Below are 14,185 nucleotides of genomic sequence, written 5' to 3' on the forward strand. Positions count from 1 at the left end.
CCTAGCAGGTGGCCGGTGGGCCCGCCGCATCGGTCGCCCGTCTGTTCGCGACGGGCTCAGCAAACGGAATCCGCTCCTTCCACTCTGCTCCCACCGGCGACACCCCCGATCGGGGGTGTCCGGCGGGCGGGTGGGAGAGGACAGTGGGCGCATGCAGATTCCACTCTCCGTGATGGACTTCCTCGACCGGGCCGAGCTGGTCTACGGCGACCGGGTCGGCATCGTCGACGAGCCGGTGCAGCCGGCCGAATCCTGGGGCGAGCTGAGCTACCGCCGGGTCGCCGAACTGGCCCGGGCGCAAGCGGCCGGGCTGGACCGGCTGGGCGTCGGGCCGGGCGAACGGGTCGCCGTCGTGTCGCACAACTCGGCCCGGCTGCTGACCTCCCTGTTCGGGGTGAGCGGGTACGGGCGGGTGCTGGTCCCGGTGAACTTCCGGCTGAAGGCCGAGGAGGTGGCGTACATCGTCGAGCAGAGCGGCGCGTCCGTCCTGCTGATCGACCCCGAACTCGCCGACGCGCTGGGCGGGGTGGCGGCCAAGCACAAGTTCGTGCTCGGCGCGGACAGCGACGCGCTGCTCCACGACTTCGACAACTCCCCCCGGCGGTACGAGATCGCCGAGAACGACACCGCCACGATCAACTACACCAGCGGAACCACCGCCCGCCCCAAGGGCGTTCAGCTCACCCACCGCAACATCTGGTTGAACGCGGTACTGATGGGCCTGCACTACGGCGCCGGCGACCGGGACGTCTACCTGCACACCCTGCCGATGTTCCACGCCAACGGCTGGGGCCTGCCGTTCGCCCTCACCGGGCTCGGCGCCCGGCACATCGTGCTGCGCAAGGTCGACGGCGCGGAGATCCTGCGCCGGGTCGAGCGGCACGGGGTGACCTTCCTCAGCGGCGCGCCCGCCGTGGTCCAGATGGTGCTGGACGCGGCCGCCGAGTGGGACGGCCCGGTGCCAGGCCGGGACCGGGTGCGGATCGTGGTGGCCGGCGCGCCGCCGCCGACCTCGGTGGTGCAGCAGGTCGAGTCCGAGCTGGGCTGGGAGTTCATGCAGCTCTACGGCCTGACCGAGACCTCCCCGGTGGTCACGGTCAACCGCTCGCGCGCCGAGTGGGACGCCCTGCCCGCCGCCGAACGGGCCGAGAAGCTGGTGCAGGCGGGCGCCCCGGCGCTCGGCACCCGGCTGCGGGTCGACGCCTCCGGCGAGATCCTGGTGCGCTCCAACACCGTGCTGGACGGCTACTGGCAGCAGCCCGCGGCCACCGCGGACGCCCTGCGGGACGGCTGGTTCCACACCGGCGACGGCGGCGTCCTCGGCCAGGACGGCCAACTGACCATCTCGGACCGGAAGAAGGACGTCATCATCAGCGGCGGGGAGAACGTCTCCTCGATCGAGGTGGAGGACTGCCTGTACGGCCACCCGGCGGTCGCCGAAGCCGCGGTGATCGGAGTGCCGCACGAGAAGTGGGGCGAGACCGTCAAGGCGCTGGTGGTCCTCCGGGAGGGCCAGGGGCCCGTCACCGAGGCCGAGTTGATCGCTCACTGCAAGCAGCGGCTGGCCGGCTACAAGTCGCCCACCTCGGTGGAGTTCCGGGCGGCCCTGCCGCGGACCGCCACCGGGAAGCTGCAGAAGTTCCGGCTGCGCGAGCCGTACTGGACGGGGCGGGAGCGGCAGGTCGGCTGAGGCGCACCCACTGGCCCCGACCAGGCATGTTCACCGGTCGACCAGGCCGGACTCGCGTGCCGCCAGGGCGAGTTCGGTCCGGTTGCGGACGCCGAGCTTGTGCATCGCGGACTTCAGGTAGCCCGTCACGGTGTTGCAGGTGAGGCCCAGCCGGGCGGCGATCTCCGGATTGGTCCGGCCGGTCGCCGCCCAGCGCAGCACCTCGTGCTCGCGCGGGGTCAACGGCCGTACGGGGGCGGCCCGTCGGGGCGGCGCGGACCGCCAGGCGGCCGCCCCGGCCAGGGCCCGGGTCGCCGTCGCGGCCAGTTCGCCGACGGCGGCGATCCGCACGTCCCCGAACGGGACGACGGCACGCAGCGACGCGTACACCACGCCGTACACGGTGTCGCCGTGCAGCAGCGGCACGGTGAGCATCGCGTACAGGTCCTCGGCGCTGACGGCGGCGTCGTGGTCGTGCGAGATCGTGGTGGCGGCACGGTAGTCGGGCACCCAGCTGGGCGCCCGCTCGGCCAGCGCCCGCCCGCCCAGGCCGGTGCCGGTCGGGACGGCCCGGTCGTGCAGCAGGTCGGCCCGGGTGCCGGCCCAGTGGCGCAGCACCATGCCCGCGTCGCGCCCCCGGGGCCCGGCCGGCGGCTGCGGCACGCCGACCAGTCCGACGTCGGCCCCGCACTCGGCCACCACCCGCCGCGCGAGGTCGCCGAGCACGGCGTCCCGCACCAACTCGGCGGCGCGGGCGGCGAGCCCGGGATCGTCCGAGTGCGCCGGGGTGGTGAGGGTGTCCGCGGCCCCGGGGCCCGTCTTCGCCCTTGTCATCGCGAGATTGTCACACGCGGCACGGCCGCTGGCGAGAGTGCTGACATGGGTGTTCCCCGCGTCTTCGACGCAGTGGCGGGCACGGCGGCCGGGCCGGGCGTAGGGTGCGGCCGTGACGTACCGGCGGGTAGTGCGCCGGACCCGGAAGGAGGGAAACCGATGACGGACCCGAACACCCCGACGACGCCCGCGGCGGACGTCCTGGCCGCGCTGCTGGACGACCTGCGGGCCGAGAGCGCGGCGCTGGACGCCCTGGTGGCCGGACTGGACCCGGCCGGCTGGGCGCGCCCGACGCCCGCCGAGGGCTGGACGATCGCGCACCAGATCGCCCACCTGGCCTGGACCGACGACTGGACGGCGCTGGCCGCGCGCGACGCGGACGGCTTCGCCGCCACCCTCGACGAGCGCTTCGGCACGCTGCCGGCCGCCGGCGTCGACCCGGTGAACGAGGGCGCGGCGAGCGGCGCGGCCGCCGCACCCGCGGACCTGCTCGCCCGCTGGCGCGCCGGCCGGGAGGAGGTGTCGGCCGCACTGGCCGCCACCCCGGCCGGCACCCGGCTGCCGTGGTTCGGCCCGCCGATGAAGCCCGCCTCGATGGCCACCGCCCGACTGATGGAGACCTGGGCGCACGGCCAGGACGTCGCCGACGCGCTCGGCGCCGCCCGCGAGCCCACCGCCCGGCTGCGGCACATCGCCCACCTGGGGCTGCGCACCCTCGGCTTCGCGTTCACCCTGCACGGGCTGCCCGCCCCCGAATCGCCCGTCCGGCTCGAACTGACCGCGCCCGACGGCGGCCTGTGGACCTTCGGACCGGACGGCGCCACGGACCGGGTGACCGGCCCGGCCCTGGACTTCTGCCTCCTGGTGACGCAGCGCCGCCACCGCGACGACCTCGCCCTCACCGCCACCGGCCCCACCGCGACCGCCTGGCTCCCCATCGCCCAGGTCTTCGCCGGCGCCCCGGGCAAGGGGCGGACGCCCGCCCGAGCTGACTGATCGTCACATCCCCTGGGGTGGAGGGCGGTCCAGGGTCCCGCCCTCGGCTCACCCCGCTCAGAGTCCGATCCGCAGCGGGGTGAGCCGGGTGGCGATCAGGTTGGTGGCGCCGCGGTCGCGCTCGATGCGGCCGTGGACCAGCAGGCCGGCCCGGTCGAGGGCGGTGCGGCGCCGGGACTCCCAGACCGGGCGGTTGCAGACCACGTTGATCAGGCCGGTCTCGTCCTCCAGGCTGAGGAAGAGCACCCCGCCGGCCGTCGGCGGCCGCTGCCGGTGGGTGACCAGGCCGCCGACCACCACCTCCGATCCCGGCGCCGCGTCGGGGAGTTCGGCGGCGGACAGGGCGCCGCCGCGCTCCAGGCGGGCGCGCAGGTGCTGGAGCGGGTGGCTGGTGGCGGAGGTTCCGGTGGCCCACAGGTCGGCGATGGTCTCCTCGACCGGGCTCATGCCGGGCAGCGGCGGCGCCTCCGTCCCGGGCGTGGTCCCCGGGATCAGTGCGGCCGAGATCCCGGCGAACGCCCCTGCCGTCCACAGCGCCTGACGCCTCGTCAATTCGAAGCAGTCGAAGGCGCCCGCCGTCGCCAGCGCCTCCAGCGCCGGCGCGGGCAGACCGGTGCGGCGCGCGAAGTCCTCCAGGTCGGCGTACGGTTGCCCGGCCGCGATCGCCGCGGCCTGCGGGGCGCCGATGCCGCGCACCGTCTCCAGGCCCAGCCGGATCGCCGGCTGCGGGCGGCCCGCGGTCAGCGGCGGCTCCGGCGTCGCCCCCCGGTGCGGCTCCAGGGTGGGGCGCGGCGCGCTGGCGTTGACGTCCACCCCGCGCACCCGCACGCCGTGCCGCCGGGCGTCCGCGACCAGGCTCAGCGGCGAGTAGAAGCCCATCGGCTGGTTGGCCAGCAGGGCGCAGGTGAAGGCCGCCGGGAAGTGGTACTTGAGCCAGGCGCTGGCGTACACCAGGTAGGCGAAGCTGATCGCATGGCTCTCCGGGAAGCCGTAGTTGGAGAACGCCTCGATCTTGCCGTAGACGTCCTCGGCGACCTCCTCGGGGATGCCGCGCTCGGCCATCCCGCCGAGCAGCCGCTCGCGCAGCCGGGCGACCCGCTCGTGCGAGCGCTTGGCGCCCATCGCCTGCCGCAGCCGGTCCGCCTCGGCGGGCGTGAACCCGGCGCAGTCGATGGCGAGTTGCATCATCTGCTCCTGGAACAGCGGCACCCCGAGGGTCTTGCCGAGCGCGTTCTCCATCAGCGGGTGCGGGCAGCCGGCCGGTTCGGCGCCCGCCCGGCGGCGCAGGTACGGGTGGACGGAGCCGCCCTGGATCGGGCCGGGCCGGATCAGCGCGACCTCGACCACCAGGTCGTAGAAGTGGTCCGGCTTGAGCCGGGGCAGCGTCGCCATCTGGGCCCGCGACTCGACCTGGAACACGCCGACGGTGTCCGCCCGGCGCAGCATCGCGTACACGCCCGCGTCGCCGTCCGGGATGGTGGCCAGGTCGTAGCGCAGGCCGTGGTGCTCGGCGACCAGGTCGCAGGCGTCGTGCAGCGCGGCGAGCATGCCGAGGCCGAGCAGGTCGATCTTCACCAGCCCGGCGCCGGCGGTGGACTCCTTGTCCCACTGCAGCACCGAACGCCCGGGCATCCGGGCCCACTCGGTCGGGCAGATCTCGCCGATCGGCTCCCTGGTGAGCACCATGCCGCCCGAGTGGATGCCCAGGTGGCGCGGCAGGCCGTGGAGTTGGGCGGCGAGCGAGAGCACGTCGGCGGGGATCACGGCGTCCGCACCGGGTGCGGAGCGGAAGTCGGTCTGCCGGCTGAACGCGTCCACCTGGCCCTGCGGATAGCCGAGCACCCTGGCCGCGTCGCGGATCGCCAGCCGCGGCCGGTAGGTGATCACGTTGGCGACCTGCGCGGCGTGCTCGCGGCCGTAGCGGCGGTAGACGTACTGGATGACCTCCTCGCGGCGGCGGTTCTCGATGTCCAGGTCGATGTCGGGCGGCCCGGCCCGGGCGGTGGACAGAAAGCGTTCGAACAGCAGCTTGTAGTGGACCGGGTCGACGGCGGTGATCCCCAGGGCGTAGCAGACCGCCGAGTTGGCGGCCGAGCCGCGGCCCTGGCACCAGATGTCCTGGCTCCGGCAGAAGTCGACGATGTCGTGCACGATCAGGAAGTAACCGGCCAGGTCGAGGTCCTCGATGACGTCCAGCTCCAGGGCGAGCTGGCGCCGGGCGGCCGCGTTGCCGGGCCCGAAGCGGGCCGGGCCCCCGGTGGCGACCAGGGCGCGCAGGTGGCTGATCTCGCTCTCGCCCTCCGGGACGGGGAAGCCCGGGAGCTCCGGGTCCAGCCTGGTGAAGTCGAAGGCGCAGGAACGGCCGAGTTCGGCGGTCGCCCGCCGCACCCCCGGGAAGCGGGCCAGCCGGGCGGCCATCTCCCGGCCGGAGCGCAGGTGCGCGGTGCCTGCGGCCCGCGTCCAGCCGACCGCGTCCTGGAGGGTGCGGCGCCCGTGCAGCGCGGCCAGGCTCTGCGCCAGCCGGCCCTGGGCCGGGCCGGCGTGGTGGGCGTTGGTGGAGGCGACCACCGGGAGGCCCTGCTCGGCGGCGAGCGCGGCGAGGGCGTCATTGCGCCGGTCGTCGCCGGGAAGCCACTGGTCGATCAGCTCCACGTGGACGTTGTCGCGACCGAACACCTCGGTCAGGGTGTGGAGTTGGTGCCCGGCCGTGCCGTCATCGAGCTTTGCCGGGACGCGGCCGAGGCGGCAGCCGGTGAGCACCGCCCAGTGGCCGCCGTGCGCCCCGGCCAGCGCCGCGAGGTCGTACGCCGGGCGGCCCTTCGCGCCGCCGGCCAGCTGGGCGGCGGCGATCGCGGCGGACAGTCGGCGGTAGCCGGCCGGATCACGGGCCAGGACTAGCAAGTGTTCCACCTCTGTGCCGTCGTGACGGATCGTCAGTTCGGCGCCGAACGCGGTGGCCACGCCCGTCCCCCGGGCCGCCTCGGCCAGCCGGACCGCGCCGTACAGGCCGTCGTGGTCGGTGATCGCCAGCGTCTCCACGCCCAGCCGGGCCGCCTCGGCGACCAGGTCCTCCGGGTCGCTGGCGCCGTCCAGGAAGCTGAAGGCGGAGTGGACGTGCAGTTCGGCCCAGGGCTCGCTGCCGTCGCCGGGGGCTCCGGGTGCGCCGGGGACTCCGGGTGCTCCGGGAACTCCGGGGACTCCGGGGACTCCGGGGGCGGGCTCCTCCTGGGCGGGGCGGCGCAGGGGGACGACCGTACGGTCCGGCGCGGCGCCGGTCAGGCGGCGGTGCAGCTCGCTCCAGGGGAGGGTGGGGTGGCTGGTGAAGCCCATCGGGGGTCGCCTTCGTTCTCGCGGTTCGTCACCTCTCCCCCCTCGGATCCCCCCCCTCGGATCCCCCCCTCGGGCCGGTGGCCGTCAGTCGTAGCCGGCCTCCAGGTACCACGCACCCCCCTCCACCGTGAGCAGCAGCGCCCGGCCACCGCCCAGCACCACCTGGAACCGGGCCCGGCGGCGGGCGAGCGACTGGTCCCACCAGTACTCGACCGCCGGCCAGGGGCCGGTCCAGCCGTCCACCCGCTCCTGTCGCCCCTGCCCCTCCCTGCCCGACGGGCCATCGTGGAACACCACCAGGGCCGGGCGGGCCGACACCCCCGCCCGGCCGTCCACCGTGACCGGCAGCCCGGCCTCGTCCAGCACCCGCACCGGCACCGGCTCCCGCAGCACCACCGCCGGCCACACCTCCGGCAGCCGCCCGGGCCAGGGCGCGCCGACCGACCCCGCCGCCTCGTACGGTTCGCCCCACGGCACCTTGACCGCCTGCTCGCCCGGACCGCGCCCACCGGCCGGCTCGATCCGGCGCAGCCCGGCATGCCCGAGCACCGCCTGCACCCGGGCCACCGCGCGCTCCACCCGGTCGTCCGCGACCGCCTGGCCCCACAGCGCCAACTGGCGGCCCTGGTCCGGGGAGAGGCCGTCGGGGGCCAGCCGGAGCAGGGCGAACCCGGCGTCGGGCGCCTCCCCGGACGACTCCCCGGACGCGGCGAACGTGCCCGCGCCCTGCCAGGCCTGGAGTTGCCAGCGGACCCGCTCGGCCAGCGCCGTCGCCGACAGCCCGCCCTCGTGCCGCCACAGCCGCGAGGCCGTCCGCCCGTCCGCGCAGGCCACCTCGACGGCCACCCGGCGGCAGGTCAGCCCGGCCCCGGCCAGCCGCTGGTGCAGCTGCTCGGCCAGCGTGCGGGCGACGAACACCAACGGCTCCGCCAGCGGCTCGGGCGGGTCGAAGCGCTGCTCGACGGCGAGGTCCGGCTCCTGGTCGCGCGGCACCAGCGGGCGCGGCTGCAAGCCCCGGGCCAGCCGGTGCGCCACCGCCCCCGCCGGGCCGAAGCGGTCCGCGACCGCCTCGGGCGGCAGCGCGGCGAACGCCCCGACGGTCGGCAGGCCGAGCCGCCCCAGCACCTCCGCCAGCGCCTCGTCGCCGAGCACGCCCACCGGGTACGGCGCGAGGAACTCCGCCGTCCGCCCGGCCGGCACCAGCACTCCGGCGCGGGCGGCGAGCACGGCGGCGAACAGGCCGTCGGCGACGCCGACCTGGGCGGGCGGGGGCGGGGGGTGCTCCGTCGCAGGGGTGGTATCCGTACCGGGCACGGCGACCGCGCCGGGGGCGGCGTCCGGGACCGGCTCCCGGGCCAACGCGTCCGCCACCGCCGTCCGGACCTTGGCCGCCAGCGCCTCCTCGCCACCGAAGTAGCGGCCCGGCCCCTTCACCGGGATCGCGCACAGGCCCGGGCGGACCACCTCCACCCGGGGCGTGAACGCCTCCACCGCCGCGACCACCGGCTCGAAGCGGCCGGTCTCCGCCTCCGGGTCGCGGTCGCGCAGCTCCAGCGCCGGGCAGAGCCGCTGGGCCAGCTTGAGCCGCTGCCCCTGCCGCACCCCGGCCGCCCGGGCACCCGCCGAGCAGGCGAGGATCCGCCCGCCCTCGGTCACCGCCACCGGGTCGTCGCCGGTGACGGCCGCCACCGGCCAGTCCGGGCACCAGACCACCAGCACCCGCGGTGTCCTGTCGTCCGCCATCGCTCACACCACCGCTACCCGTTCGAGCGGCTGCTCGACGGCCCCGGGCCGCCCCGGAACGGGACGCTCCAGGACCGTTCTGTCCAGGACCGGCCGTACCGCGCCGTGCTCGTCCGGCAGCCAGAGCCGGGCGGTCCGCCCGCGCACCGCCGAACCGCGCCCCTCGGCCACCACCTCCACCTGCCGCCCGGCGAGCTGCCCGTAACCGTCCCCCAGCCCGAACCAGCGCCCGGACCGCACCCCCAGCCGCAGGGCCGCCCCCGGCCACGGCCCGGCCACCAGCAGCACGCAGCCGCTGCGCCGCAGCACCGCCGCCAGCCGGGTGGCCAGCTTCGGCGGCACCGGGCCGTCCGGGCGCAGCATGACCAGTTCGACCGCGCCGGCCAGCACCGACACCACCTCGGCCCAGTGCGGCCCCGGGTCGTCCGCGACCAGCAGCCGCCGCAGGTCCAGCCCGTACCCCTCGGCCGCGGCCAGCCCCAGGTCCGGCAGCCCGACGGCCGCCGCCCAGCCGCCCTCGGTCTCCTTCACCCCGGCCGCCAGCGCCAGCAGCAGCCCGGTGTCCCCACCCGCCACCGACACCGCAGTCCCCCGCCGCAGCCCGCCGTCCGGCAGCACCTCCCGCAGCGCCGGCACCACCGGCAGCACGCCCTGCCCGGCCTGCCTGTCCTGCCCGGCCTGCCCGGCCGCCGGCACGGCGGCCGGCGCCACCGGCCGGAGCGTCGGTCGCTCGGCGATGGAATCGAAAGCAGGTTCGAAAACGGACACAACCCCAGGATCGAACATTCGTTCGTAAAGATTCAAGTCCACACCCTCCCCGCCCCGCCCGTCACACTCCGTAGTTCCCCCTTGCCAACCCCTGGGTGCACGGAAATCGATGGACAGGTCCGACGCGATCAACAGACTGATGCCATGACGGCAACCAGCCCCAAGACCGATCCCAAAACCGACCTCCGGATCTACCTCCAGGACGCCCGCGACGTCCTGCTGTGGAAGCTCGACGGCCTCTCCGAGTACGACCTCCGGCGCCCGCTGACCCCGACCGGGACCAACCTGCTGGGGCTGGTCAAGCACGTCACCGGGGCCGAGGCGATGTACTTCGGCGACACCTTCGGGCGGCCGTTCCCCGAACCGACGCCGCTGTGGTTCACCGGCGACACCGAGCCGAACGCCGACCTGTGGGCGCGGGCGGACGAGACGACGGAAGAGATCACCGGGCGCTACCGCCGGGTCTGGGCGCACACCGACGCCACCATCGAGGCGCTGCCGCTGGACGGGATCGGCCGGATACCGTTCGGCCGGCGGGCCGAGCAGACCCTGCACCGGATCCTCGTCCACATGATCGCCGAGACCCACCGCCACGCTGGCCACGCCGACCTCCTCCGCGAACTCGTCGACGGCACCACCGGCCAGCGCCCCGACGGGATCAACACCGCCCCCGGCGACGCGGCCTGGTGGCAGGCCCACCACGCCCGCGTGGAGCGGGCCGCCCGGGAGGCCGGCGGGCTCGTCTGACCCGCCCGGTACAGGCTGGAGCCCTGCGGTGGCTTGCGGTGGCTTGCGGTGGCTTGTCCGCGCTGGTGTCGGATGGGGCGGCTAGGGTCTGGGGGTCAAGGGTCGGGGCGGTGGAAGGCGGGGGACGTGGGGGGCATGGGGGACGTGGGGTGTGCGCGGGTCGCGGCGGACGGATTGCCGAGTGGGGTGGTGCACCCGGGGAGCCGGGAGTTCCTGATCCGGGAGGGGCTGCCGCTCTCGGGGGCGTTCCTGGACTTCGGGGTGCTCGGCGACGGGGCGTTGGCGGCACTGCCCGAGGCGGAGCGGCTGTTCGTCCTGGGCGAGACGGAGTACTGCGCGCCGTTCGCCGCGGCCGGCGGCCTGGTGCTGCTCGACAGAACGACCGGCGAGGTGTTCCTCGGCGAACCGGGCCCGCGGCGGGACCTGCTGGCCTCCGGTCTGCCCGCGCTGGCCGGATTGGTGCGGGAGGTGGAGGCGGTCGCCGAGGCGGCCCGGCGGGCGGACGCGCTGAACGGGCGGCGCGGCCCCGCGGTGGTCGCCGAGGTGACGGCCAGGGCCGAACGGCGGATGCGGGAGATCGACCCCGGGCTGTTCGGACGGTCCGCGACGCCGCCCGCGCACTGGGGCACGGCACTGCTCGTGCGAGCACTGGGCTGGGGCGCGCTGCCGGGCGGTCCCGGCGGTCCGGCGTACGAGGTCGGCCCGGAGCTGGTGGCGGAGCTCGCCGCGCTGACGGGCGAGGAGGACGGCGCGGGCCTGGTGCACCGCTACCGGGCGGAGGAACTGCCCGCCGGGCTGGTGCACGAGCCGACCCGGCGGCTGCTGACCGAGATCGGACTGCCGCTGGGCGGGGCGATGTTCGGGGTCTGCGAGGAGCCGCTGGTCACGATGGCGGAGGCGTACCCGGAGTACTTCGACGGCGAGGAGGAACGCCCGTACCAGCGGGAGTTCCTGGCGCTCGGGGACTGGCCGACCGATCTGACGATCGCCCTGGACGGCGTCACCGGCCGCCTGGAACTGCCGGACTGGTACGACGACGGCCAACCGGAGGCCTACCTCAACCGCGACCTGTCCGCCCTGCTGTACGCGCTGTGGACGTACGAGCGGCTGCGCGCCGAGTGGGAACGCTGGGACTGCGGGCGGGGCCGGGACACCTGGGCGGTGTTCGACCCGCAGTCGCTGCTGAGCACCGTGGTGGACCGGCTCGTGGAGGCCGTCGACCCGGAGGCGTTCGCCTCGCCCGGGTGCTCGTGGCGGCTGCTCGCCGAGGACGCGCACATGGGCGGCCTGCTCGGGTGATCCCGGCGGCGCCCCGGACAGTGCGCCGGTACGCTGCCCCGGTGACGAACATCCGTACGGCGACCGGGCGACGGCGGGCGGTGCTGCTCACCTTCGGCGCCGTCCTGTCCCTCGCGGCGGCGGGCTCGCTGTACGGGCTGCTGTACGTGCGGTCACTGGACTTCGGCGAGCGCTGCGAGCAGGGCCTGGTGCCCGGCGGCGGACGGCTGCTGGAGACGGGCGCGTCCTGGCTGCCGCCGGACGCGTGGTGCCGGTTCGAGGACGGGAGCATGTCCACCACTCCGTTCTGGGCGCTGCTGCTGTTCTACGCCCTGCTGACCCTGGTCGTCTGGTCGGTGACCGCGCTGCTGCGGATCCACCGCCCGCGCCCGCACCTGGGGCTGGACTGGCAGCCGGGGCACGGGCCGGGCTGGTAGGCCTTCAGGCCTGTCGGGGCTGCGCGGGGAGCTGGGTGGGGACGGGGCCTTCGGAGGCTTCGACTTCGGCTTCGGCGTCGGCGTCGGGGAGCCGGCGGCGGGTGCGGATCGGGGAGAGGAAGACCGGCAGGAAGGCCACCGCGAGGACGGCTCCGCCGAACCAGAGGGTGGCCCGCAGGCCGACGAGTTCACCGAGCAGCCCGGACAGCGCGGAGCCGATCGCGAGCGCGCCGGTGAGCAGGAAGCGGAAGGTGGCGTTCATCCGGCCGAGGAGCGCGTCCGGGGTCATCCGCTGGCGCAGGCTCACCCCGAGGACGTTGTCCATCCCGGTCTTGAGCGAGACCAGCAGCCAGCCCGCCCCCGCCGCGAACAGCCAGGGGCCGTGCCCGATCAGCGGCACCAGCAGCCCGGCGGGCGCCACGCAGACGCCGGCCAGGCCGAGCGTGCGTCCGTAGCCGAGTCGGGCGGCGATCGGGCGGGCGCCGCGCGAGCCGAGCAGGGTGCCGACCCCGCCGACCGCCCAGAACAGGCCCAACGCCCCGGCGGGAAGGCCCAGTTCCCGCACGAACAGCACCGGGAGCAGGGTGTTGACGAGCTGGAAGCCCAGGTTGGTGAGGGCCCCGGTGAGAGCGAGCGCGCGCAGTTCCCGGTTGCCGAGGACGTGCCGCAGCCCCTCGGCGATCTGTGCTCCGAGCCCGCCTCCCCCGGGCCGATCGCCGCCGCCCCCGCCCCCGCCCCCGTCGGCGATCGGCTCGGGGGTGGAGGCGGGAGTGCGGCGCAGCCCGATCAGGCGAAGCGCCGAGCCGAGGTGGCTGAGCGCGGTCGCGACGATCGCGAACGGCGCGGTGAGCAGTTGGACCAGCAGGCCGCCCGCGCCGCGCCCGGCGACGTTGCCGACCGCCATCAGGCCGACGACGGCGGCGTTCGCCTGCACCAGGTGCCCGCGGCCGACCAACCGGGGCAGCACGCTCTGCGAGCCGACGTCGAAGAAGACCGTCGCGCAGCCGGTGAGCAGCGCGACCGCGTACAGCTGCCAGAGGGTGAGCCCGCCCAGCCACCAGGTGAGCGGGATCGAGGCGTACAACGCGGCCTTCACCAGGTCGGCGACGATCAGCACGCGGCGGTGGCGCATCCGGTCCACCCAGGCGCCGGCGGGCAGGCCGATGAGCAGGAAGGCGAGGGTGCTCAGGGTGGCGAGGACGCCGACCTGCCCCGGGCCCGCGTCGAGCGCCTCGACGGCGATCAGCGGGACGGCGACGTAGCCGACGTTGGTGCCGAGTTGGGCGAGGGCGGTCGCGGCGAAGAGGGTGCGGAAGTCGGCGGTTCGCCAGAGGGAGTGGGGGTGCATGGTCCGTTCAGTCGCGTGAAGCGGTGGGGGTCGGCATGAGGGCGGGGGCTTGGGCCCGGTGATGTTTCGTCAGAAAAACACCGGCGAGTACGACGATCATTCCGGCGACGGTCCGGATCGTCAGCTCCTCGCCGAGGACGAGCGCGCCGAGCGCCGTGGAGACCACCGGCAGCAGATAGCCGACGGTCGCCGCACTCGTGGGGCCTTCCGTGGCGATGAGACGGTAGTTGAGGTGGAAGGTGAGCCCGGTGCAGGCGACGCCGAGGACGGCGACGGCGACGAGTCCCAGCGGATCGGCGCCCGCGACCGGGTCGAGCGAGCCGCTGACCGGGAGCGCGAGCGTGCTCAGCCCGGCCGCGGCCGTGAGCTGGGCGGCGGAGAGCGCCAACGGGCCCGTTCCCGTGCCGGTGAGGGCACGGGCCATGTAGGCGAAGGCGATCGCGTAACTGGCCGCCGCGCCGAGCAGGGCGAGCGCCGGCAGGACCGGGAGGCCGCCGCCGTCCCGCCACGGGGAGAAGATCAGCAGCACGCCCGCGAAGCCGAGCACCAGACCGCCCAACCGCAGCGGGCCGCGGGCGCGTTCGGTGCCGAGGGCCCGTTCGGTGCCGAGCGCGAGGCCGACCAGCAGGGACCAGAGCGGGGTGGTCGCGTGCAGCACCCCGGCCAGGCCGGAACCGACGCCGCGCTCGCCGTACGCGGTCAGCAGGAACGGCAGCGCGTTGCAGAGCAGCGCCGCCAGCGTGAGCCGGCGCCAGACGGCGGCGCCGCGCGGCAGGCGCTGCCGGGCGGAACGGGCGAGCAGCAGCAGGACGGCTGCGCCGAGGACCGAACGGAGCACGGTGATCTGCACAGGGGTGAGCCCGTGCTGGAGCGCGAGCCGGATCCAGAGGAAGCCCGAGCCCCAGAACAGGGCGAGAACGGCCATCCGCAGCACGGGCGGTGCTCCTTCTGTCGAGGTGACGGTGTCGGGTGTGTCGGGGTCGGGTGCCCAGGGGCGGTGTCGGGTGCCCAGGGGCGGTGTCGGGTGCCCAGGGG

General features: G+C 75.5%; 11 protein-coding genes. 5 read left to right on the top strand and 6 right to left on the bottom strand.

What is annotated here, in order from left to right:
- The first annotated feature begins 151 nt into the window (after window positions 1-151).
- Entirely contained in the window at window positions 152-1,690 is a 1,539-nt protein-coding gene (locus ACFV6D_RS19735) for an AMP-binding protein (RefSeq protein WP_380423470.1), read from the top strand.
- Window positions 1,691-1,720: 30 nt separating this feature from the next.
- Here the strand turns inward: ACFV6D_RS19735 and ACFV6D_RS19740 are convergent, their stop codons facing one another.
- Window positions 1,721-2,503: a LuxR C-terminal-related transcriptional regulator gene (locus tag ACFV6D_RS19740; RefSeq protein WP_363371233.1), complete on the bottom strand. Its 783-nt coding sequence runs from the start codon at window positions 2,501-2,503 to the stop codon at window positions 1,721-1,723.
- Between the two features lie 159 nt (window positions 2,504-2,662).
- Here ACFV6D_RS19740 and ACFV6D_RS19745 point away from each other — a divergent pair, with 159 nt between their 5' ends.
- Window positions 2,663-3,499, top strand: coding sequence for a TIGR03084 family metal-binding protein (locus tag ACFV6D_RS19745; protein ID WP_380341087.1), 837 nt, complete (start codon window positions 2,663-2,665; stop codon window positions 3,497-3,499).
- Window positions 3,500-3,556: 57 nt separating this feature from the next.
- Here the strand turns inward: ACFV6D_RS19745 and ACFV6D_RS19750 are convergent, their stop codons facing one another.
- The 3 genes from ACFV6D_RS19750 to ACFV6D_RS19760 form a co-directional block, all read right to left on the bottom strand.
- Window positions 3,557-6,829: an error-prone DNA polymerase gene (locus ACFV6D_RS19750; RefSeq protein WP_380560605.1), complete on the bottom strand. Its 3,273-nt coding sequence runs from the start codon at window positions 6,827-6,829 to the stop codon at window positions 3,557-3,559.
- Window positions 6,830-6,913: 84 nt separating this feature from the next.
- On the bottom strand, window positions 6,914-8,572 hold the full coding sequence (locus tag ACFV6D_RS19755) for a DNA polymerase Y family protein (protein WP_380560606.1): 1,659 nt from the start codon (window positions 8,570-8,572) through the stop codon (window positions 6,914-6,916).
- A gap of 3 nt (window positions 8,573-8,575) precedes the next feature.
- Window positions 8,576-9,283 (bottom strand): hypothetical protein, encoded by a 708-nt coding sequence (locus ACFV6D_RS19760; RefSeq protein WP_380560607.1) that lies wholly within the window; start codon window positions 9,281-9,283, stop codon window positions 8,576-8,578.
- Window positions 9,284-9,484: 201 nt separating this feature from the next.
- On the opposite strand from ACFV6D_RS19760, the gene ACFV6D_RS19765 reads away from it, so the two are divergent.
- From ACFV6D_RS19765 to ACFV6D_RS19775, 3 genes are all read left to right on the top strand, one after another.
- Window positions 9,485-10,087: a DinB family protein gene (locus tag ACFV6D_RS19765; protein ID WP_380560608.1), complete on the top strand. Its 603-nt coding sequence runs from the start codon at window positions 9,485-9,487 to the stop codon at window positions 10,085-10,087.
- A gap of 135 nt (window positions 10,088-10,222) precedes the next feature.
- A complete protein-coding gene (locus ACFV6D_RS19770; RefSeq protein WP_380560609.1) occupies window positions 10,223-11,386 on the top strand; it encodes an SUKH-4 family immunity protein in 1,164 nt (387 codons plus the stop codon).
- Window positions 11,387-11,427: 41 nt separating this feature from the next.
- Window positions 11,428-11,802: a hypothetical protein gene (locus ACFV6D_RS19775; RefSeq protein WP_159398386.1), complete on the top strand. Its 375-nt coding sequence runs from the start codon at window positions 11,428-11,430 to the stop codon at window positions 11,800-11,802.
- A gap of 4 nt (window positions 11,803-11,806) precedes the next feature.
- Here the strand turns inward: ACFV6D_RS19775 and ACFV6D_RS19780 are convergent, their stop codons facing one another.
- Window positions 11,807-13,150, bottom strand: a complete 1,344-nt coding sequence (locus tag ACFV6D_RS19780) for an MFS transporter (protein WP_380560610.1) — start codon at window positions 13,148-13,150, stop codon at window positions 11,807-11,809.
- A gap of 7 nt (window positions 13,151-13,157) precedes the next feature.
- Entirely contained in the window at window positions 13,158-14,075 is a 918-nt protein-coding gene (locus ACFV6D_RS19785) for a DMT family transporter (protein WP_063350999.1), read from the bottom strand.
- Between the last annotated feature and the right edge of the window lie 110 nt (window positions 14,076-14,185).

This window comes from Kitasatospora sp. NPDC059812, assembly GCF_042732075.1.
Taxonomy (GTDB): Bacteria; Actinomycetota; Actinomycetes; order Streptomycetales; family Streptomycetaceae; genus Kitasatospora.

What these genes read in the sequence shown, in the direction of transcription:
- ACFV6D_RS19735 (WP_380423470.1), top strand. Translation starts at nt 152, where the DNA reads ATGCAGATTCCACTCTCCGTGATGGACTTCCTCGACCGGGCCGAGCTG.
- ACFV6D_RS19740 (WP_363371233.1), bottom strand. Translation starts at nt 2,503, where the DNA reads ATGACAAGGGCGAAGACGGGCCCCGGGGCCGCGGACACCCTCACCACC.
- ACFV6D_RS19745 (WP_380341087.1), top strand. Translation starts at nt 2,663, where the DNA reads ATGACGGACCCGAACACCCCGACGACGCCCGCGGCGGACGTCCTGGCC.
- ACFV6D_RS19750 (WP_380560605.1), bottom strand. Translation starts at nt 6,829, where the DNA reads ATGGGCTTCACCAGCCACCCCACCCTCCCCTGGAGCGAGCTGCACCGC.
- ACFV6D_RS19755 (WP_380560606.1), bottom strand. Translation starts at nt 8,572, where the DNA reads ATGGCGGACGACAGGACACCGCGGGTGCTGGTGGTCTGGTGCCCGGAC.
- ACFV6D_RS19765 (WP_380560608.1), top strand. Translation starts at nt 9,485, where the DNA reads ATGACGGCAACCAGCCCCAAGACCGATCCCAAAACCGACCTCCGGATC.
- ACFV6D_RS19770 (WP_380560609.1), top strand. Translation starts at nt 10,223, where the DNA reads ATGGGGGACGTGGGGTGTGCGCGGGTCGCGGCGGACGGATTGCCGAGT.
- ACFV6D_RS19780 (WP_380560610.1), bottom strand. Translation starts at nt 13,150, where the DNA reads ATGCACCCCCACTCCCTCTGGCGAACCGCCGACTTCCGCACCCTCTTC.
- ACFV6D_RS19785 (WP_063350999.1), bottom strand. Translation starts at nt 14,075, where the DNA reads ATGGCCGTTCTCGCCCTGTTCTGGGGCTCGGGCTTCCTCTGGATCCGG.